At 57.2% G+C, this 17,824-nt stretch carries 14 protein-coding genes; 8 read left to right on the forward strand and 6 right to left on the reverse strand.

Annotated elements, in window-relative coordinates; genetic code table 11:
* Positions 1–1,151: COG4223 family protein (locus ACRZ91_RS15460; RefSeq protein WP_480906922.1), on the forward strand; the 1,151-nt coding region annotated here is incomplete at its 5' end.
* A 10-nt stretch (positions 1,152–1,161) separates the two neighbouring features.
* Entirely contained in the window at positions 1,162–2,649 is a 1,488-nt protein-coding gene (locus ACRZ91_RS15465; RefSeq protein WP_480906924.1) for a heme biosynthesis HemY N-terminal domain-containing protein, read from the forward strand.
* Between the two features lie 199 nt (positions 2,650–2,848).
* Here the strand turns inward: ACRZ91_RS15465 and ACRZ91_RS15470 are convergent, their stop codons facing one another.
* From ACRZ91_RS15470 to ACRZ91_RS15485, 4 genes are all read right to left on the reverse strand, one after another.
* Positions 2,849–4,036 carry a CaiB/BaiF CoA transferase family protein gene (locus ACRZ91_RS15470; protein ID WP_480906926.1) on the reverse strand — a complete coding sequence of 396 codons (1,188 nt, stop codon included), beginning with the start codon at positions 4,034–4,036 and terminating at the stop codon, positions 2,849–2,851.
* A complete protein-coding gene (locus ACRZ91_RS15475) occupies positions 4,026–5,537 on the reverse strand; it encodes a tripartite tricarboxylate transporter permease (RefSeq protein ID WP_170542443.1) in 1,512 nt (503 codons plus the stop codon). Before ACRZ91_RS15475 ends, ACRZ91_RS15470 begins: the two co-directional genes overlap by 11 nt.
* A 1-nt stretch (position 5,538) precedes the next feature.
* On the reverse strand, positions 5,539–6,021 hold the full coding sequence (locus tag ACRZ91_RS15480) for a tripartite tricarboxylate transporter TctB family protein (RefSeq protein WP_170471194.1): 483 nt from the start codon (positions 6,019–6,021) through the stop codon (positions 5,539–5,541).
* Positions 6,022–6,090: 69 nt separating this feature from the next.
* Positions 6,091–7,071: a Bug family tripartite tricarboxylate transporter substrate binding protein gene (locus ACRZ91_RS15485; protein ID WP_170542439.1), complete on the reverse strand. Its 981-nt coding sequence runs from the start codon at positions 7,069–7,071 to the stop codon at positions 6,091–6,093.
* A gap of 109 nt (positions 7,072–7,180) precedes the next feature.
* Here ACRZ91_RS15485 and ACRZ91_RS15490 point away from each other — a divergent pair, with 109 nt between their 5' ends.
* From ACRZ91_RS15490 to ACRZ91_RS15500, 3 genes are read left to right on the forward strand one after another with little or no spacing between them, the layout of a single operon-like run.
* A complete protein-coding gene (locus ACRZ91_RS15490; protein ID WP_170542436.1) occupies positions 7,181–7,849 on the forward strand; it encodes a response regulator transcription factor in 669 nt (222 codons plus the stop codon).
* Positions 7,839–9,206 (forward strand): sensor histidine kinase, encoded by a 1,368-nt coding sequence (locus ACRZ91_RS15495; protein WP_170773479.1) that lies wholly within the window; start codon positions 7,839–7,841, stop codon positions 9,204–9,206. Before ACRZ91_RS15490 ends, ACRZ91_RS15495 begins: the two co-directional genes overlap by 11 nt.
* The gene (locus ACRZ91_RS15500; protein ID WP_480906930.1) at positions 9,185–10,183 is read left to right on the forward strand and encodes an ABC transporter substrate-binding protein; all 999 of its coding nucleotides are present in this window, start codon (positions 9,185–9,187) and stop codon (positions 10,181–10,183) included. Before ACRZ91_RS15495 ends, ACRZ91_RS15500 begins: the two co-directional genes overlap by 22 nt.
* A 278-nt stretch (positions 10,184–10,461) precedes the next feature.
* Here the strand turns inward: ACRZ91_RS15500 and ACRZ91_RS15505 are convergent, their stop codons facing one another.
* Positions 10,462–11,079 (reverse strand): response regulator transcription factor, encoded by a 618-nt coding sequence (locus ACRZ91_RS15505; protein WP_010443034.1) that lies wholly within the window; start codon positions 11,077–11,079, stop codon positions 10,462–10,464.
* The gene (locus ACRZ91_RS15510; RefSeq protein ID WP_480906932.1) at positions 11,076–13,466 is read right to left on the reverse strand and encodes an ATP-binding protein; all 2,391 of its coding nucleotides are present in this window, start codon (positions 13,464–13,466) and stop codon (positions 11,076–11,078) included. The genes ACRZ91_RS15505 and ACRZ91_RS15510 overlap by 4 nt, the downstream gene beginning before the upstream one ends.
* Before the next feature lie 243 nt (positions 13,467–13,709).
* On the opposite strand from ACRZ91_RS15510, the gene ACRZ91_RS15515 reads away from it, so the two are divergent.
* The 3 genes from ACRZ91_RS15515 (at position 13,710) to ACRZ91_RS15525 (ending at position 17,817) form a co-directional block, all read left to right on the forward strand.
* Positions 13,710–14,672: a TAXI family TRAP transporter solute-binding subunit gene (locus ACRZ91_RS15515; RefSeq protein ID WP_480906934.1), complete on the forward strand. Its 963-nt coding sequence runs from the start codon at positions 13,710–13,712 to the stop codon at positions 14,670–14,672.
* 107 nt (positions 14,673–14,779) lie between these two features.
* Entirely contained in the window at positions 14,780–17,389 is a 2,610-nt protein-coding gene (locus tag ACRZ91_RS15520) for a TRAP transporter permease (protein WP_480906936.1), read from the forward strand.
* Positions 17,386–17,817, forward strand: coding sequence for a universal stress protein (locus ACRZ91_RS15525; RefSeq protein ID WP_010443038.1), 432 nt, complete (start codon positions 17,386–17,388; stop codon positions 17,815–17,817). Before ACRZ91_RS15520 ends, ACRZ91_RS15525 begins: the two co-directional genes overlap by 4 nt.
* The last annotated feature ends 7 nt before the right edge of the window (positions 17,818–17,824 follow it).

Genomic DNA, 17,824 nt, shown 5'->3' on the forward strand with positions numbered 1-17,824 from the left:
CCGAAGCCGAAGCCGAAGCCGAAGCCGAAGCCGAAGCCGAAGCCGAAGCCGAAGCCGAAGCCGAAGCCGAAGCCGAAGCCGAAGCCGAAGCCGAAGCCGAAGCCGAAGCCGAAGCCGCTTCTGAGGCTGTCGAAGAAGTTGCGCCTGCAGAAGAGAAAGTTATCGAACGTACCGTTGAGACGCGTGGCGGGTTTTTCCCGGCGCTGCTGGGTGGCGTTATTTCCGCTGGAATCGGGTTTGCCGTGGGCAGTGGCGGTTTTTTGTCCAGTGGGGCAGATAGCTCGGACGCGATTTCTGCGCTCGAGTCGAAGCTAGCGGAACAATCCGATCAGATTGCCCAACTGACCAAATCTCTGGCTGATGGCCCCGATGTCTCGGGCCTTTCGGATCAGATCAAGGCTTTGTCAGACAAGCTATCGCCGGTCGAAAGCGATTTGAGCTCCGTGAAGACCAGTGTCGTAGGCCTGACCGGTAAGGTCGATCCGTTGGAGGAACGCCTGACCGCGCTTGAGAAACAACCGCTTGAGGCAAATGTCTCGCCCGAGGCGACGGCAGCCTTTGAGGCCGAGTTGAAGAAACTGCAGGATTCCTTGGCCGCGCAACGCAGCGAAGTGGAAAAGATGGTCTCGGACGCGCAGGCGCTTGAGGCGAAGGCCTCAGCCGAGGCTCGCGCGGCGACCAACGCTGCAATCCTGTCGCGTCTGCATGGCCAATTGGATGCCGGTCAGCCCTATGAAGAACTGGTTGCTGAGTTGAAAGCCGGGGGTGTTGACGTGCCGGATGCTTTGGCTGCGTCAGCGACGGACGGGGTTGAGACGCTCTCAGCCTTGCGCTCGACGTTTGCCCCTGCTGCGCGCACTGCGCTCGCCGATGCACGCGATGCCAACAAGGGGACCGGCTTGGTTGCCTTCCTGCAGCGCCAGACGGGCGCGCGGTCGGTGACACCGCAAGAGGGGGACGACCCGGACGCAGTCCTGTCGCGCGCTCAGGCGGCGTTGGCGGATGGTGATGTCTCAAAGGCGCTGACCGAACTGAAATCACTGCCCGAAGCGGCGCAGACCGCATTGGCGGACTGGGAGCAGGCGGCGCAGACGCGGGTCTCAGCCGTCGAGGCCGCAAATACGCTTGCTTCAAGCCTGAACTCGAACTGAAGGACCTGCCATGCTGTGGTCATTGTTAAAGATCCTTGTTTTTGTTGCGATTATCGGCCTGCTGGCCATGGGTGCAGGGTTCCTGATGGAATCATCCGGCGGGGTGCAGATCACCGTCGCGGGCACGGAATACACGCTTGGTCCGCTGCAATCGGTGATCGCGCTGGGCGTGCTGGTGTTTGCAGTCTGGTTGTTCTTCAAACTGCTGACGCTGCTGATCGCGACGTTGAAATTCCTCAACGGTGATGAAACCGCCCTGTCGCGGTATTTCGACCGCAGTCGGGAAAAGCGCGGATATAAGGCACTGGCGGATGGGTTGATGGCGCTGGCCTCGGGTGAAGGGCGCGTGGCGATGACCAAGGCCAACAAGGCCGAGAAGCTGCTGAACAAGCCGGAATTGACCAATCTTCTAGTGGCGCAGGCCGCTGAGATGACTGGCGATACCAAGAAAGCGTCAGAGACCTACAAGAAGCTGGTTACCAACAACGCCACACGATTTGTCGGCGTGCGCGGGATCATGAAGCAGAAACTGGCTGAAGGTGACGATGAAACCGCACGCAAGCTGGCCGAGAAGGCTCTGGTCCTGAAACCCCGGCATGAAGAGACGCAGGATGTGCTGTTGAACCTGCAGACCAAGGCGCAGGATTGGGCTGGGGCGCGGTCCACGCTGACGTCAAAGCTGAAGGCCGGGTATCTGCCGCGCGATGTGTTCAAGCGGCGCGACGCGGTTTTGGCCCTATCCGAGGCCAAGGTGCTGCTGGATGATACGGCAACGGTCGAACAGCAGGAACACGCGATTGAGGCAAACCGCCTGTCGCCCGATCTGGTCCCGGCAGCTGCTATGGCCGCGCGGGCCTATATCAAAAAGGGCAAACCGCGCGCGGCAACCAAAATTATCAAAAAGGCATGGGAGGTTCAGCCTCATCCCGATCTGGCCCATGCCTTTGCCGAGATTGCGCCGGATGAAACCCCCGATCAACGCGTCAAGCGGTTCACGGCGCTGACTCGGATTCACCCGGAGAACATGGAGACCCGCTTGATCCTGGCCGAGCTCAACATCGTAGCCGAAGACTTCCCCGAAGCGCGCCGCGCGCTGGGCGATGTGGTTGAAAAGCAGGGGGATGCCAGGGCCTACACGCTGATGGCTGCGATTGAACGGGGAGAGGGTGCCTCGGACGCAGTGGTTCAGGGTTGGCTGGCCAAGGCGTTGAACGCGCCGCGCGGGCCGCAATGGGTCTGCGACAATTGCCACGATATTCAGCCTGAATGGGGTCCAGTCTGCCAGAACTGCGGCAGCTTCGACACGCTCAGTTGGCAGACACCGCAGACGCCTGAAATCGCCAGTGCGACGGGTGTGCACATGTTGCCGCTGATCGTCGGAGCGCTTGAGGAACAATCGGAAGCCGAGGAAGAACCAGAAGTCGACGAGACAGAGGCGGAAGAAGTGATTGAAGTAAACGCCGAGCCCGTTGAAATCGAGCAAGAGAAACGGGCCTAATGGTTCGATACTTCGTTAGGGCTGTTCATTAGAAAGCTTTGAGCTGTAATCAGGCGTGGTGGGTTCTTTGCTATCACGTACCATCAGTCATTTCTGCGACGCCAACAGCCCCAACCAGGCTTTCAATCGTTTGGCAACTCAGCCGATCGGCACGGGTTCTATGGCAATAGAGGCCGTCTACCCCGATCGGTCACATCATTCATATGATCCCTTCTTGTTTTAGTGCGTCGATCTCTGCGTCAGATAAGCCAAGCTCGGACCAGATCGCAGCGTTATCGGCACCAAGGGTAGGCGGGGCAGTTTGGGGAGTTCTCCGCTCGCCGTCCATGACTATCGGACTGCCTGCGAGGCGCATGTTTTCACCGTGAGCTGACAGGCTCGCTATCAATCCCCTCCCATCCAGTTGTTTGTCTGACAAAGTCTCAGGCACTGTAAAAACTTGCCCCGTCGGTACGCCGAGCGCATTCAATTCGCGAACCCAATCTGCGGCCGGACGGGCGGTCAACACACGTTCGAGTTCTTGCCGAAGGGCATGCCGGTTTTGTTTGCGGTCCTCACGGGTCTGATAGTTGGGATGGGTCAGCAAATCGTCTCGGTTTAGATGCTTTGCCAGGGCCTGCCATTGCTCATCCCGATTGGCCGCGATGTTGATCGGACCGTCGGACGTGGCGAAGGTACCGGAAGGGGCCGAGGTGGTGTTTTCGTTGCCATGGGCACCCGGCAGCACGCCCCCCAAGAGATAGTTCGACACGACCCAACCCATTGTCGAGACAACGGCCTCGGTCATCGCGACGTCCAGAAATGCGCCGCGTGGATTGGCGTTCAAGGCCGCGCTGATGGCAAAGGCTGCGGTCAATCCGCCCACAGTATCTGCCAGAGGATAGCCGACCCGGTAAGGTGCCGTATCGGGGGCGCCCGTGATCGACATGACACCGCTGATACCCTGAACAATCTGGTCATAGGCGGGATCGTCACGCCTCGGTCCGTCCTGACCGAATCCGCTGATCGCGCAATAGATCAGGTTGGGATTTTCGTTGCGCAGAACTTCATAACCCAACCCCAGTCGATCCATGACACCTGGGCGAAAATTCTCAACCAGAACGTCGGCGGTCTGAACCAGCCTTTTGAGTAGCGCCTTCCCCTGCTCGGCCTTCATGTCCAGCGTAACAGACTTTTTATCGGCGTTTTGAGCTAGAAAGCTAATGCCCATTCCGGCCTTGTTGCGTTCAGGATCCGCGCCCAGCACTCGGGCCAGGTCCCCGCTGCCGGGGCGTTCAACTTTGATGACTTCGGCGCCCATCAGGGCAAGTTGATAGCAACAATAGGGGCCCGCAAGAACATTGGTCAGGTCAAGGACGCGGACCCCTGAGAGTGGCTCAGTCGCCATCGGCGATCCCGGCTGCCCGTGCCCGTGCTCTGCGGGCGCGGTAGCTGGGCAGTAGCACCAACAGCACAGCGACGACCAGTAGCGCCAGCGTCATCGGGCGCTCCCAGATAAATCCGATACCATCGTAAAGCTGCATGGAGCGTGCGAAATTGTCCTCCATCATTCCACCAAGGATAAAGCCAATCAGCAGGGGAGCGAGTGGATAATCCGCGAACTTAAGAGCTGTCGCGCAGACCCCGAAACCGACCAGTATCAACAGTTCGGTGGCGTTGTTCTGGCCGATATATGCACCCATCAAGGTGAAGAACAGAATGAACGGGATCAGATAGTTGCGCGGAACGGCCAGCACTTTGGCGATGTAGGGGATCAGTGGCAGGTTCAGGATCAGCAGGACGAGGTTACCGATGAACATCGACATAATAACCGCCCAGAAGATCTGCGGCTCGTCGATCATCAGACGCGGTCCGGGTGTGACGTTCAGCGCGATCAGCGCGCCTAGCAGAATTGCGGTGGTGCCCGATCCGGGAATGCCCAATGTCAGCAGCGGCACAAACGAACCGGTACAGGCCGCGTTGTTTGCCGCCTCAGGTGCCGCAAGCCCTTTAATAGAGCCTTTTCCAAACTCTTCCTGCTCTTTTTTTGGCGCGATGTTGCGCTCGACCGCATAGCCAAGGAAGCTCGCAATAGTCGCGCCCGCGCCCGGCAGGACCCCGATGAAAAAGCCCTGAGTCGATTGGCGTCCAATAACCGGCGCGATGGCTTTTGCCTCGTCTTTGGTGATGCGCAGATCTTTGATTTCACCATCATCGCCTTGCAGATTCTTGGGCTTGAGGACGAGGAAAAGCGCCTCGGGCAAGGCAAACATTGCCATGGCCAGCGTGATGAAGCCAAAGCCGGATTGCAGGTCCATGATGCCCATGGTGAAGCGCGGCAGGTTGAACAGCGCACCCTCGCCAACGGTGGCCATGATCAGGCCGAGAATGGTCATGATCAGCGCCTTTGCCACCTGACCTGAACCGGCAAATGCCGCAATGGCTGACAAGCCAACGACCATCAGCGCAAAATATTCGGCGGAATGAAACAACAGCGCGACGGAAGACAGCGCCGGGGCGAATACCATCAACAAGATTGCCCCGATCGTACCTCCTGCGAAACTTGCGATCGCAGCAATGGTCAGCGCTTTACCGGCTTTGCCTTGTCGCGCCATAGGATAGCCATCAAAGCTTGACGCCACTGTGCCCGCGACCCCCGGCGCGTTCAGCAGGATGGATGAAGTTGAGCCACCGAAAATCGCGCCATAGTAGACGCCCGCGAGAAGGATCAGAGCAGCGGATGGATCTCCCATCGAAATTGCGACCGGGATCATGATCGCGATGATCGACATTGGCCCCAGCCCGGGCAACATGCCGATGAATGTACCGATCAGGCACCCCGCGATGACCATCAATAGGTTTTGAAGCGAAAAGGCCGTTTGCAGACCGATCAGAAGTCCTTCAAGCATGTCAGCCTCCGAAAACGCCGGGCAGTGGGCGCATGTAAATTCCAAGAACTTCCTGAACCAGATACCAGACAGATCCGGTTGCGATCAGGGCCACAGGCACCATGATATGCCATTTGCGTTCACCCAGAATGTACGAACCAATAATCAAAAAGCCCGATGTCGCGATCAGAAATCCGACGGGGCGCAGACATAGGGCGTAGACGACCATCAGAACCAGCAGCGAAATCGCCTGCCCAAGGTGGTATTCGCCAAGGCGGCGGTAGTCGATATCCGCCTCTTTTATTTCACTTTTCTCAAAGCCCAGAAGGATGATTGTGCAAGCGATTATCCCCAGTATGGACAGGACCTTGGGGAAGGTGCTGGGCCATATCGGGTTCCTTTGCATGAAAGGGGGCAGGCTGCCGTCCATCGTGAACCAGGCTGCATAGCCATAGGTTAGACAAATCCCCAGCAGAACAAGCGCGATCCAACGATCCAGCGCCATGGTGTCCCCTCCCGTATTATTGTTGTGAGTTTGGGGGCAGAGCGGAGGACCGCTCTGCCGAAGCCGCCTTTAGAGGAAGCCCAGTTTCTTCATCAGATCGCTGATCTGCTTTTCTTGATCTTCGAGGAAAGCAGAGAAGTCGTCGCCCGAGTTGTGGATGTTCACCCAACCGTTGCGCGCGCGTACTTCTTCCCATTCAGGTGTATCATACATTTTTGTGATGGCGTCCTGATAGGCGGCCAGCTTGTCTTCGGGCAGTCCGGGTGCCGCAAAGAAACCACGCCAGTTGACGAAGGTGGTGTCGATACCCTGTTCCTTCATCGTCTGGGCGTCGGGTGCCGCGTCTACGCGCTCCTCAGAGGTAACGCCGATGATCTTCACTTCACCCTGATTGGCCAGATCGACAGCTTCCGAGAAGCCAGTCGACAAGGCTGCGATTTCGCCAGACAGCAGTGCCGCCATGGCCTTACCGCCCGCGTCGTACGGGATGTATTTGACGCCCAGCGCATCTTTGCCGGCCGCTTCCATCACCATGGCTGCCACCAGATGGTCCATGCCGCCCGGAACCGAGCCGCCGCCAATGGCCGTGGCACCTGGATCGGCGTCATAGGCTGCCAGCAGGTCTGCCATAGAGTTGATCGGGCTGTCCTTGCCAACAACGATTGCCGCATAGTCACCGATGGTGCCCGATACCAAAGTCAGGTCGCGGAAGTTATGCGGGAACACGCCCGTCAGAGACCGGATCACGATAGGCGTCGAATTGACCATCAGGGTTCCGTGGTTGCTTTCGGCATTTTCGATCAAATAGCCGATGGCTTTACCGCCACCGCCGCCTGACATGTTTTCATAGGATGCCGTGCCCACAAGACCTGCATTGGTCAGGGCCTCGCCAGTTCCGCGTGCGGTTCCGTCCCAACCGCCGCCGGCGCCACCGGGGATCAGAAAGTGGATGCTGTCCACGACCTGGTCTTGCGCCAATGCAGGTCCGGTTAGACCAACGGCAGCAACGGCTGCGATCAGGGCACGACGGCCCAGTTTGAATGTTGTCATGATGTCCTCCCATTTGACATCCGGCCGCGGGGCGGCTCAGATTATTCTGAAGTTTAACCACACGAACCTGACATCAACCTGTCACGCGTTAGGAAGCGCCCCAGCCCTCATGAAATTCCTTCTGGTCGAAGATAACCTGGATCTTGCAAATGCGATGTGTGCGCGCATGCGCCTGGATGGTCATGTCGTTGATCATGCGGAGAAATTGGACGATGCAACGGCTTATGCTGAGATCGAGGAATATGATCTGATCCTGCTGGATATCATGCTGCCCGATGGAGATGGCCGGGACTTTTTGCAGCGTCATCGGGCCCGAGATCCGGATACGCCAGTTATCGTTTTGACCGCGCGCAGTCAGGTTTCGGATCGAATCGGATCGCTCGATTTGGGGGCGGATGACTATGTGACCAAGCCCTTTGATCACGCCGAGCTAGAAGCCCGTTGCCGGGCCGTCTTGCGGCGCAAATCAGGGATTGCCAAATCAAGGATCGAGGTCGGCGGGATCGTGTTTGACCCTGTCGCAGGCCATTTGAGCGTGCGGGGAGAAACGATATCCTTGCGCAATCGCGAGCTGCGGATGATGGAGCTGTTCATAAACGCGCCAGGTCAGGTTTTTTCGAAACAGAAGCTGGCCGACAGGTTGTTTTCTTACGACGACAACATCTCGGACAACGCGATTGAGGTCTATGTGGGTCGGCTACGCAAGCACCTTGAGAAATCCGAGCTGAAAATCACCACGTTGCGCGGGCTGGGCTACAGGCTGGACCATGACGGTTAGTCCGGCTGTTTATGGATCGCTCAGAAACCGGCTTGTGCTGGCGCTGATCAGCGGCGCGGCATTATTGGCCGTTCTACTGTTCTTCGCGGTCCGAAATTATGCAGCGCAAGTGGCCCAGCAGGGGCAGGACAACATCCTTGGCGCGTCGGCAGCCTCGATCCTGGATGCGGCTGCGCTGCGTGATGGGCAGCTCGAGATCGATATTCCCTATGCCGCGTTTTCTATGCTGGCGACCCCGTCGGATGACCGAGTGTTCTATGCGATCTATCAGGACGGCGCATTCATATCGGGCTATGACGATCTTCAGCTTGCCCAAGATACGAGGGATGGCAACTGGACCTTCGATGCGGGTGAGCTTCGGGGTGAGCGCGTTCGGCAGGTCAACGCCAGCCGCACATTGGTCGGTCTGGGCCGTCAGACCGAAATCGAGGTCGCGCTTGCGCAGACGCAGGATGCATTGGCCGAAACGCTGGATCAGATTTCACGCAATGCGGCCTTTTTGGGGATCGGGTTTTTTGTGCTGACCGCGGCATTGTCTTTTTGGGTTACAACAGCAACCATCGGACAGCTGAACAAGCTGACCACCTCGGTGACCCGTCGCGGACCGCAGGACCTGAGCCCGTTCCGAAAACCGGTGCCCAAGGAAATGGCCCCTCTGGTGTCTTCGCTGAATTCCCTGATGGGGCGGCTGGATCAGTCTCTCAGCCAATCGGAAGATTTCATCGCAGAGGCGGCGCATCGGGTACGTACACCATTGGCGACTGTTCGTTCTTATGCCGAGGCGACCTTGCAACGCGTCGAACGCAAGGAAAATCGCGAAGCTTTGCGTGCGATGGTGCGGGCTATTGACGAAAGCTCTCGGGCGGCGGGGCAATTGCTGGATCATGCCATGATAACATTCCGGGCCGATCATCTGGAACGAGAAGACCTCGATCTTGTTGCTTTGACCCATGAGCTTGTGCAGCGCCTGACGCCCATCGCCGAAATGAAAGACCTTTCGTTGTCTCTGACGGGTGACGCTTCGGTTCAGTACTCAGGTGATCCGATCCTGTTGCAGAACGCCGTGCGTAACATGGTCGACAACGCTCTGAAATACGCACCCCCCGACAGCACCGTTGAAATCAACGTCACCGCAACGCCTCAGATCCAGATCAGCGTCAAAGATTCTGGCCCGGGGTTTCCACCTGATGAGATTGACACGTTGACCCGCAGGTTTGAGAGAGGCCAGAACGCGACGGGGACCATTGGTTCGGGCTTGGGGCTCACCATTGTGCAGGACGTGGCAACAGCCCACGGCGGCACGCTGGTTCTGACCAATCAATCAGAGGGCGGCGCATGCGTTATTTTATCGCTCTGATATTTTTGCTGCTTCCGCATGTTGGAACCGCCGACGACTGGGAAGATCGCCGTTTGTTCAACGATGGCGCCGAGGGCACGCCCTTGCGTGTCATATCGAGTACCGACACCGTTCTGTTCGCACCGTTCATCGAAGATTTTGTTGCAAGAAACCCTCTATTTAGTGTCGAATATTTGGTGTCAGGGACTGCCGATATCTATGAGCGCGTTCGAGCAACACCTGATGCATTTGACGTTGTCATCTCAAGTGCCATGGACCTGCAATTGAAACTCGCCAATGACGGGTTTGCGCTGCCTCTGGACGGTATGCCCATTCCTGCTTGGGCGCAATGGCACGACAGTCTGTTTGCCTTTACCTCCGAGCCCGCCACCATTGTGGTCAACCGCGCAGCTTTCGAAGGCCAAACCATCCCGCAAACGCGTCAGGGCCTGATCGAAGCGCTGCGAGAACGGCCCGAGGTGTTTCGAGGCAAGGTTGGAACTTATGACGTACGACAATCCGGGCTGGGCTATCTGTTCGCCACGCAGGATGCGCGTGCGTCGGAAACCTATTGGCGCCTGATGGAGGTGATGGGCGGTCTGGGCGTCCGGCTATATTGCTGCTCCGGCGACATGGTCCGCGATCTGGCCGACGGGAAAGTTCTGGTCGCCTATAACGTGCTGGGCAGCTACGCGGCGGCTCAGACTGAAGGTCAGGGTGCTCTTGAAATCATATTGCCGTCTGATTTCCAGACTACGATGATGCGAACGGTCATGGTTTCTAAGGCGACACAAAAACCTGAGGTTGCCGAAGCATTTGTGCGTTATCTGATTAACGGTACGGCACAAAGTCCTGAGCGTTCGCCTCTGCCGGTCTTGTCTGCATCCGCCGATAGCGAACAGGAGGCAATCGGACTAAACCCTGCGCTGCTGACCTATCTGGACGTATTGAAACGCAGAAAGTTCATCTCGGCCTGGGAAAACGCCGTTATCCAATAGTGATGCAGGGGCCGATTGTACCAATCGGTTCCGTTTGCCAATGTTGCCGTCGCATTGGGTGGGTCGGTATCGAAAATGCCAATATGATCTGCAAGACGCAATTCGCAAGCCAAACAGCATCTGTCTTTCGACTTTTGCCGACCTCGCAGGTTAACGCATCTAAGCACGGGCGCTCGATGAATAATTGCTACACATCCGCAGAGGATGCCTAGGACCAAGGCTCAGTATTACTGCTGCGCCAAATCAAGTTGTTGGCGTGTACGTCTTAACACTTGCCATCAGTGCATCTGCCCAAATAGCTCATACAGCTCAATGGTCGTTTTCACACCAACCTTCTGTTGGATGCGTCCCCGATGAATTTCCACCGTGCGAGGGCTTATTCCCAGTGCGGTGGCAATCTCTTTGCTAGATGTCCGCGAGGGGTGGGTCAGAATATGCTGCAGCACCTGTTCCTCACGCTCGGTCAAAAGTCTGCGTTTATCTGCAAGCATCCGACGCCTTGTTTTCTCGGCGCGCAGTTTTGTGCCAAGTTCGAAAGCGGCCTGTATTCGTTCAACCAGCACCTGCAGGTCGAAAGGTTTCTCCAGAAAGTCAATTGCGCCTGCCTTTGTGGCGCGGACCGATTCCGGAATGCCCCCATGGCCTGAGATGAATATGACCGGGAGGGTCGAGTCGCGCCGGTTCAGATGATCCTGCAGTTCCAGCCCGTCCATCCCCGGCATTCCGTAATCAAGGATCAGGCATCCTTTAGCATCTTCATGCACTTGGTTCAGAAAGGCCTGTGCATCCGGAAAGTGTTCGACCTGCATCCCACGTTTGCTGAGGGAGCGCGACAGGGCGATACGCACATCTTCGTCGTCATCGACGATGTATACAACCTGCGGATCAAAGATCATTCCTGATTTTCCTCGGATAAGTCACTGCGGCGCAGGGTGAAACAAAAGCATGCGCCTGTTGTTTCGGTGGGTTCATACCAAATCGTTCCGCCGTTGGCTTTGACAATGGTTCTGCAAATGGACAGGCCCAGGCCCATTCCGTCGGTCTTTTGCGTGTCGAATGTATTGAACAAAGTGACATCATCACTGACGCCAGGACCGTTGTCCTGCACATGGACTTCGACCATTTCATCTGTGGTTCGGGTCATAATGTTGATCTGGCCTTTCGCGACAGGATCACGCGCCAGAGCATCAATTGCATTGCGCAACAGATTGACCAGCACCTGCGCGATCTGTGTCCGGTTTCCGATCACCGGGGGAAGGCCGGATTCCTCAAAATGCAACTTGATCTCATGCAGTTTCGCCTCGGCCTCCATCAGACTGACGGTTTGCTGGATCAGCCCGCTCAGCTCAAACGGGGTTTGACGTCCGCGATCCTTTCGCACCACTTCGCGCAGGGCGCGGATGATGTCGCCTGCGCGGCGAGACTGGCGGTCGATATCCGAAAGGATCTCGGTCAGTTCAGGATCGGGATCGCCGATTTCATCCAACGTGATCTTCGCAGCGTCAACGTTATATGAGATCGCGCTAAGTGGCTGGTTCAGCTCATGCGCCAGCCCGGATGCCATCTCACCCATCAAGTTGACCCGCGCCACATGGGACAGATCGCGGCTAAGGCGGCCGGCCTCATCCTCGGCCTGCTTCCGATCACTCACATCATCGATAATGGCAACTGCGTGATCGGGTATGCCACTTTCATCGCGGATCAGGATTGCGTTGACCCGCAGCCAGATCGGTGATCCGTCTTTGCGGATAAACTGGTTCTCGATTATGAACTCGGAATCCTGCAGCAGGGTTTCGCGGAACTTGACCGCAATCTGATGACCGTCTTCGGGCAGAATGTCGGCCAGCGTGATCTTCTCCAGTTCTTCCGGCTGATACCCCATGATGTCGCAAAGTTGTTCGTTGGTCCGTAGAAACCGCCCCGTCTCGGGCGAGATCTGGGCCATCCCCCGAGAGGCCAGATCGAAGGTGCGGCCATAGGCGGTTTCGAACCGTTGACGTTGTTTGACCTCTTGCGTCAGAGCCACACCGGTATCTTCCAGCTCACGATAAGGGCTGTGCAAACCTTCTTCGGGCGTGATCTCCCCACTGAACAATTGCTGGCTCTGACTGGCAAAGGTGCGCACCGGGGCATAGATCCGGTCGGCCATGGCAAGCCCGATTGCGCCGGTCAGAATGGCGATGGCCAGCGCGATCCAGACGCCTTGTGTCCGGTTCTTCTTGATCTCGCCAATAAAGTTGTCCTCGGCCGCATAAAGGCCGATTAGCCAACGCAGCCCCGGCTCGGACACCTCGATCAGCATCGCCACATAGTCTTGACCGTTTAGCTGGAAATCCGTGTGGACAGGACCCTCAGTGTCGCTCAGATCGGTTTGCACCACATCTCCAAACGCCATTTGCGCGATGGGGTCCGCGATCTGATCCACCCGGGTCAACTCGGGCGCTTCCATATGGGCTTCCTGCCGGATCAACACGAGCGTTGGGTGTGCCAGAACCGCACCATCTTCGTTCAGAACCAGCGCGGCGCCTCGTCGTTCAGACCAGATATCTAGCAGGAATCCCGACAGGGCGTCGATCTGGATATCGACACCCAAAATGGCGCGGATGTTTCCATCCTCGTCCAAGATCGGCACGCTATAGGTGATCCCCGGCTGGCGCGTCGTGAAGAAGATATAGGGTTCTGTCCAGATCGGCGCTTTGGTCTCAGAGACCATTCGGTACCAAGGCCTACTGCGCGCCTCATAGGTATCGGTGTCGGTGGCCGCCGTCTCAAGCAGAGTAAACTGATCGTTGCGCCATTTGAAATCGGCGGGATGCTCGGTAGTGCCATCAAGAAATGGCGGAACGTACTTGGTGCGATAGCGCCCGGCCTCTTCTGCGCGCATCACATAGACAAACCTGCCCGTCTCATCGGCCATATACATCCCAGCAAGCTGTGGTGCGACCTGAAGCTGCTGGAAGAAATGGCTTTCCAAAACGGTGGCATCGCTGATGTCCAGAACGTCATTTTCGGCAAGACGCCTCGTAGCATCTAATGCTTGCCGGGCTGGGTTCAGGAAACTTTTGACCTGCCCGATGACGTTGACGCTAACCTCGTTCAGAGAATTGCGCGATTGCCGCAAAAGCGCGTTTTCCGAGCTGACAAAGGTCGACAGGATGACGGAAAGGATCGCGAGAAACTGCAACCCACCCAGGCACAATGCAAGCGTTGCACGCAGCGACCTGCGCCTGCGCGCGGGTTCGGCATGATCTGGACGAAGTTCTTGATGTCCTGCGTGGTCCAAATTCTGTCCAAACGACCTTATACAAGTATCGGTACCTAAGACGCGACCTGCGGCCGATTACCCTCATTCCCCTATCTTCGAATCCAAGCCTATACGTAATCAACCGTATAGACACCTGCTGTTTGGTTTCGCTTTCCTCTTATTCATCGGGGGGCCTGATTCCAGTGCGATTTTTTGTGTTGTGTTCTGAAAGGTTTCAGGCACCCCAACAGATTAAAAAAGACTGACAACAGGAGTGTCAAAGTGTTCAAGAAATCCACAATCACCGCATTTGCCGCGGCGGCCCTGATGGCACCAGCGGCATATGCAGAAGAGTTTATCACGATCGGAACTGGCGGCGTTACGGGTGTATATTACCCGACGGGTGGCGCGATCTGCCGTCTGGTCAATAAGGGCCGGAAAGAGCACGGGGTCCGGTGTTCGGTGGAGTCGACTGGGGGGTCGGTTTACAACATCAACACCATTCGCGAAGGCGAGCTTGAGTTTGGTGTGGCACAGTCGGACTGGCAGTACCACGCGTATAACGGCAGCTCGAAATTCGAAGAAGCCGGCCCGTTTGAGAACCTGCGTGCCGTGTTCTCGGTACACCCAGAGCCGTTCACGGTTGTGGCGCGTGCCGACGCGGGTATCTCGAATTTCGAAGACCTGAAGGGCAAGCGCGTCAATATCGGCAACCCCGGTTCCGGTCAGCGCGGCACCATGGAAGTTCTGCTGGGCGAAATGGGCTGGTCCACCGATGATTTCGAACTGGCGACCGAGCTAAAGGCGGCTGAACAGTCCGCAGCTCTGTGTGATAACCAGATTGACGCAATGGTATACACTGTTGGTCACCCGTCCGGTTCGATCCAGGAAGCAACCACCGCGTGCGACTCGGTTCTGGTGAATGTCAGTGGCGATGCGGTTGACAAGCTGGTGGGTGACAACTCGTTCTACCGTACCGCTACCATCCCCGGTGGTATGTACCGTGGTTCGGACGGCGACACATCGACCTTTGGTGTTGGTGCGACTTTTGTGACCTCGGCAGACGTTTCCGAAGATGCGGTTTATGCGGTTGTCAGCTCAGTCTTCGAGAACTTCGATGACTTCAAAAAGCTGCACCCGGCATTTGCCAACCTGAAACCGGAAGAGATGATTGCGGATGGCCTGTCGGCACCGCTGCATCCAGGTGCAGAGAAGTACTACAAAGAAAAAGGCTGGATTCAATAACCAGACCTGACACGGGGCGCCTTTCGGGGCGCCCCGATTCATATCCGGGCTAAACCGGAGACAAGACGGCTGCAAAAACCAAGGCCGAAGGACAGGGAGATACCAACATGAGTTCCGACACACAGGGCAACCGCCCTCTTTCCGAAGAAGAGCTTCAGGAACTGGTTGCCTCATCAGATGCAGGCGCGCGTGATCCGGCGGGAAATGTCGGGCTGTTTCTAGCGATTGTTGCGGTCTTGTGGTCGGTGTTTCAGGTCGTTCTGGCCTCTCCCTTATCGAATTACCTGCTGCCGGGCAGCGTGGTGAATAACTCGCGCCAGATACATCTGGCCTTTGCGATGTTCCTGGCCTTCTCGGCCTATCCGGCGCTTAAATCCAGCCCGCGAAACTATATCCCTGTTCAAGACTGGATTATGGGGATCGTCGGCGCATTCCTGGCGCTTTACGGTTATTTCTTCTACCAAAAGATCGTTGATGCAGGCGGCCTTGCAGACGACACCGACAAATGGTTCGCCCTTGTTGGCCTACTGCTGCTGTTTGAGGCCGCGCGTCGCGCGCTTGGCCCTGCGATGGCTATCATTGCCACGATCTTTCTCGCCTACGTCTTCTTCGGTTCCTCCGAGTGGGTGCCCGAGGTGATCCGCTGGAAAGGGGCCAGCCTGCAAAAGGCGATGAGCCATATGTGGATCACGTCCGAAGGTGTCTTTGGCATCGCGCTAGGCGTTTCAACCAAGTTCGTCTTCCTGTTCGTGCTGTTCGGCGCACTGCTGGATAAGGCGGGCGCGGGCAACTACTTCATCAAGATGGCCTTTGGCGCACTAGGACACCTGCGCGGTGGCCCGGCCAAAGCTGCTGTTGTGGGTTCGGCAGCGACCGGCCTGATCTCGGGGTCATCCATCGCAAACGTTGTGACGACCGGTACGTTCACCATCCCGCTAATGAAACGTGTAGGCTTTTCTAGCGAACAGGCAGGCTCGGTCGAGGTTGCCTCATCCGTGAACGGTCAGATTATGCCGCCCGTGATGGGCGCTGCGGCCTTCCTGATGGTGGAATATGTAGGCATCTCCTACGTTGAGGTGATCACCCATGCATTCCTGCCTGCTGCAATTTCCTACATCGCGCTGGTCTATATCGTGCATCTTGAAGCGGTGAAGCGGAACATGCCGACATTGGGCGACCGCGTTGTTTCGATGGGTCGTACGATTGGCGGCATGGCGCTGTTCTTCGTGGGCTTTGCTGGGCTGTGCTACGGCATACAGTACCCGATCAAGGCGATCGTTGCGCTCATGCCCGACGCGTCGGGGCTGGTCCTGTCGGCGCTGATTGTGCTGGCCTATCTGATCCTACTTTGGCTGGCTTCCGGAGTAGAGGACTTGGTGCCTGACGATCCTAATGCCAAAGAGGTCGAACTTCCGGTGATCGCCGAGATCTACAAGGCTGGTCTGCATTACCTGTTGCCGATTATCGTGCTGGTCTACTTCCTGATGATCGAACAGAAATCGCCCGGCCTGTCGGCCTTTTGGGCAACCTCTCTGTTGTTCGTGATCCTGCTCACGCAGAAGCCGCTCAAGTCCATCTTCCGCGGCGAAAGCGACACAGCGAACGCCTTCATGGCCGGTGTCATTGACCTGTGGAACGGGCTGATCGACGGCGCGCGCAACATGATCGGTATCGCTCTGGCCACCGCCACTGCGGGTGTGATCGTGGGCACGGTGACGCTGACCGGTGTGGGCCAGGTGATGGCCGATCTGGTCGAGTTCCTATCAGGTGGCAATCTGATTGCCATGCTGGCGCTGGTCGGTCTGCTGAGCCTGATCCTCGGCATGGGTCTGCCGACCACCGCGAACTACATCGTTGTCAGCTCGCTGATGGCGGGTGTGGTTGTCGAACTGGGTGCGCAGGACGGCTTGATCGTGCCACTGATCGCGGTGCATCTGTTTGTGTTCTATTTCGGTATCATGGCTGATGTGACGCCGCCGGTTGGTCTGGCGAGCTTTGCGGCTGCTGCTGTTTCTGGCGGCGATGCGATCAAGACAGGCTTTACCGCCTTCTTCTATTCTTTGCGTACAGTCGCGCTGCCGTTTGTGTTCATCTTCAACACTGACCTGTTGCTGATCGATGTGGGCTGGGTACAGGGTATTCTGGTGGCCATCTCCGCTACCATCGCGATCCTGATCTTTACCGCCGGTACCATGGGCTGGTTCCTGACTAAGAACCGCATCTATGAAAGCGTGGCGCTGATTCTGATCGCCTTTGCGCTGTTCCGTCCGGATTTCTTCATGAACCGCATCGCACCGCCCTTTGCGCAGATCGAGCCGGCACAGCTGACACAGGCCGTGGGTGAGGCCGCACCCGGCAGCACCATGCGGATTGAGGTCGCGGGTCCGGACTTTGACACCGGCAATATGACCGAAACCACCGTTGTTCTGGACATTCCGGAAGGGGCCGACGGTACAGCTCGCGTCGACGCTCTGGGCCTGATGACGCTGGAAGAAGACGGTCTGGTCAAGCTCGACGAGCCGATGTTCGGTACGCCGGTCGCGGACGAGCTGGACATGTTCGACTATTATGCTGACGATGCTGTTCACATCACCAGCATCCAGGCTCCGCAAAGTCAGCCCGCGAAAGAGCTGATCTTTATCCCGGCGCTGATCCTGTTGGGTCTTGTCGCCTTCCTCCAACGCGGTCGCGCCGCAAAACAGGGAGAACCCGCATGACCAAAGCTATTCTGTGCGCCGTGGATATCAGCAATGGCGATCTTGATGTTGCTGTTCTAGAACGCGCCGCAGCGCTGGCCGAAATGGATGGCGCGCGGCTGGATGTGGTGACGGTGACGCCCGATTATGGAGAGGGGTTCGTCAGCAGTTTCTTCGAACCCCACCACCACGAAAAGGTGATTGAAGAGGCTCATGAAAAGCTGGTCGCCCTCTGCGCCGCAACGCTGGGTGAGGAACGCAATGCACAGGTTCGCCATGTGGTGGCCACAGGCAGCGCCTATCAGGAAATACTGAAAACGGCCGAAAGCGCGGGATCAGACCTGATCGTGATCGGTGCGCATAAGCCTGATTTTAAGGATTATCTGCTTGGTCCAAACGCGGCCCGGGTCGTCCGTCATTCGCATACCTCGGTATATGTTGTGCGATAAATCGAAC

Source organism: Ruegeria sp. O11 (assembly GCF_056535285.1).

Excerpts from the sequence above, each read along its gene's own strand:
- ACRZ91_RS15465 (WP_480906924.1), top strand. The coding sequence starts at position 1,162 with ATGCTGTGGTCATTGTTAAAGATCCTTGTTTTTGTTGCGATTATCGGC.
- ACRZ91_RS15470 (WP_480906926.1), bottom strand. The coding sequence starts at position 4,036 with ATGGCGACTGAGCCACTCTCAGGGGTCCGCGTCCTTGACCTGACCAAT.
- ACRZ91_RS15475 (WP_170542443.1), bottom strand. The coding sequence starts at position 5,537 with ATGCTTGAAGGACTTCTGATCGGTCTGCAAACGGCCTTTTCGCTTCAA.
- ACRZ91_RS15480 (WP_170471194.1), bottom strand. The coding sequence starts at position 6,021 with ATGGCGCTGGATCGTTGGATCGCGCTTGTTCTGCTGGGGATTTGTCTA.
- ACRZ91_RS15485 (WP_170542439.1), bottom strand. The coding sequence starts at position 7,071 with ATGACAACATTCAAACTGGGCCGTCGTGCCCTGATCGCAGCCGTTGCT.
- ACRZ91_RS15490 (WP_170542436.1), top strand. The coding sequence starts at position 7,181 with ATGAAATTCCTTCTGGTCGAAGATAACCTGGATCTTGCAAATGCGATG.
- ACRZ91_RS15495 (WP_170773479.1), top strand. The coding sequence starts at position 7,839 with ATGACGGTTAGTCCGGCTGTTTATGGATCGCTCAGAAACCGGCTTGTG.
- ACRZ91_RS15500 (WP_480906930.1), top strand. The coding sequence starts at position 9,185 with ATGCGTTATTTTATCGCTCTGATATTTTTGCTGCTTCCGCATGTTGGA.
- ACRZ91_RS15505 (WP_010443034.1), bottom strand. The coding sequence starts at position 11,079 with ATGATCTTTGATCCGCAGGTTGTATACATCGTCGATGACGACGAAGAT.
- ACRZ91_RS15520 (WP_480906936.1), top strand. The coding sequence starts at position 14,780 with ATGAGTTCCGACACACAGGGCAACCGCCCTCTTTCCGAAGAAGAGCTT.
- ACRZ91_RS15525 (WP_010443038.1), top strand. The coding sequence starts at position 17,386 with ATGACCAAAGCTATTCTGTGCGCCGTGGATATCAGCAATGGCGATCTT.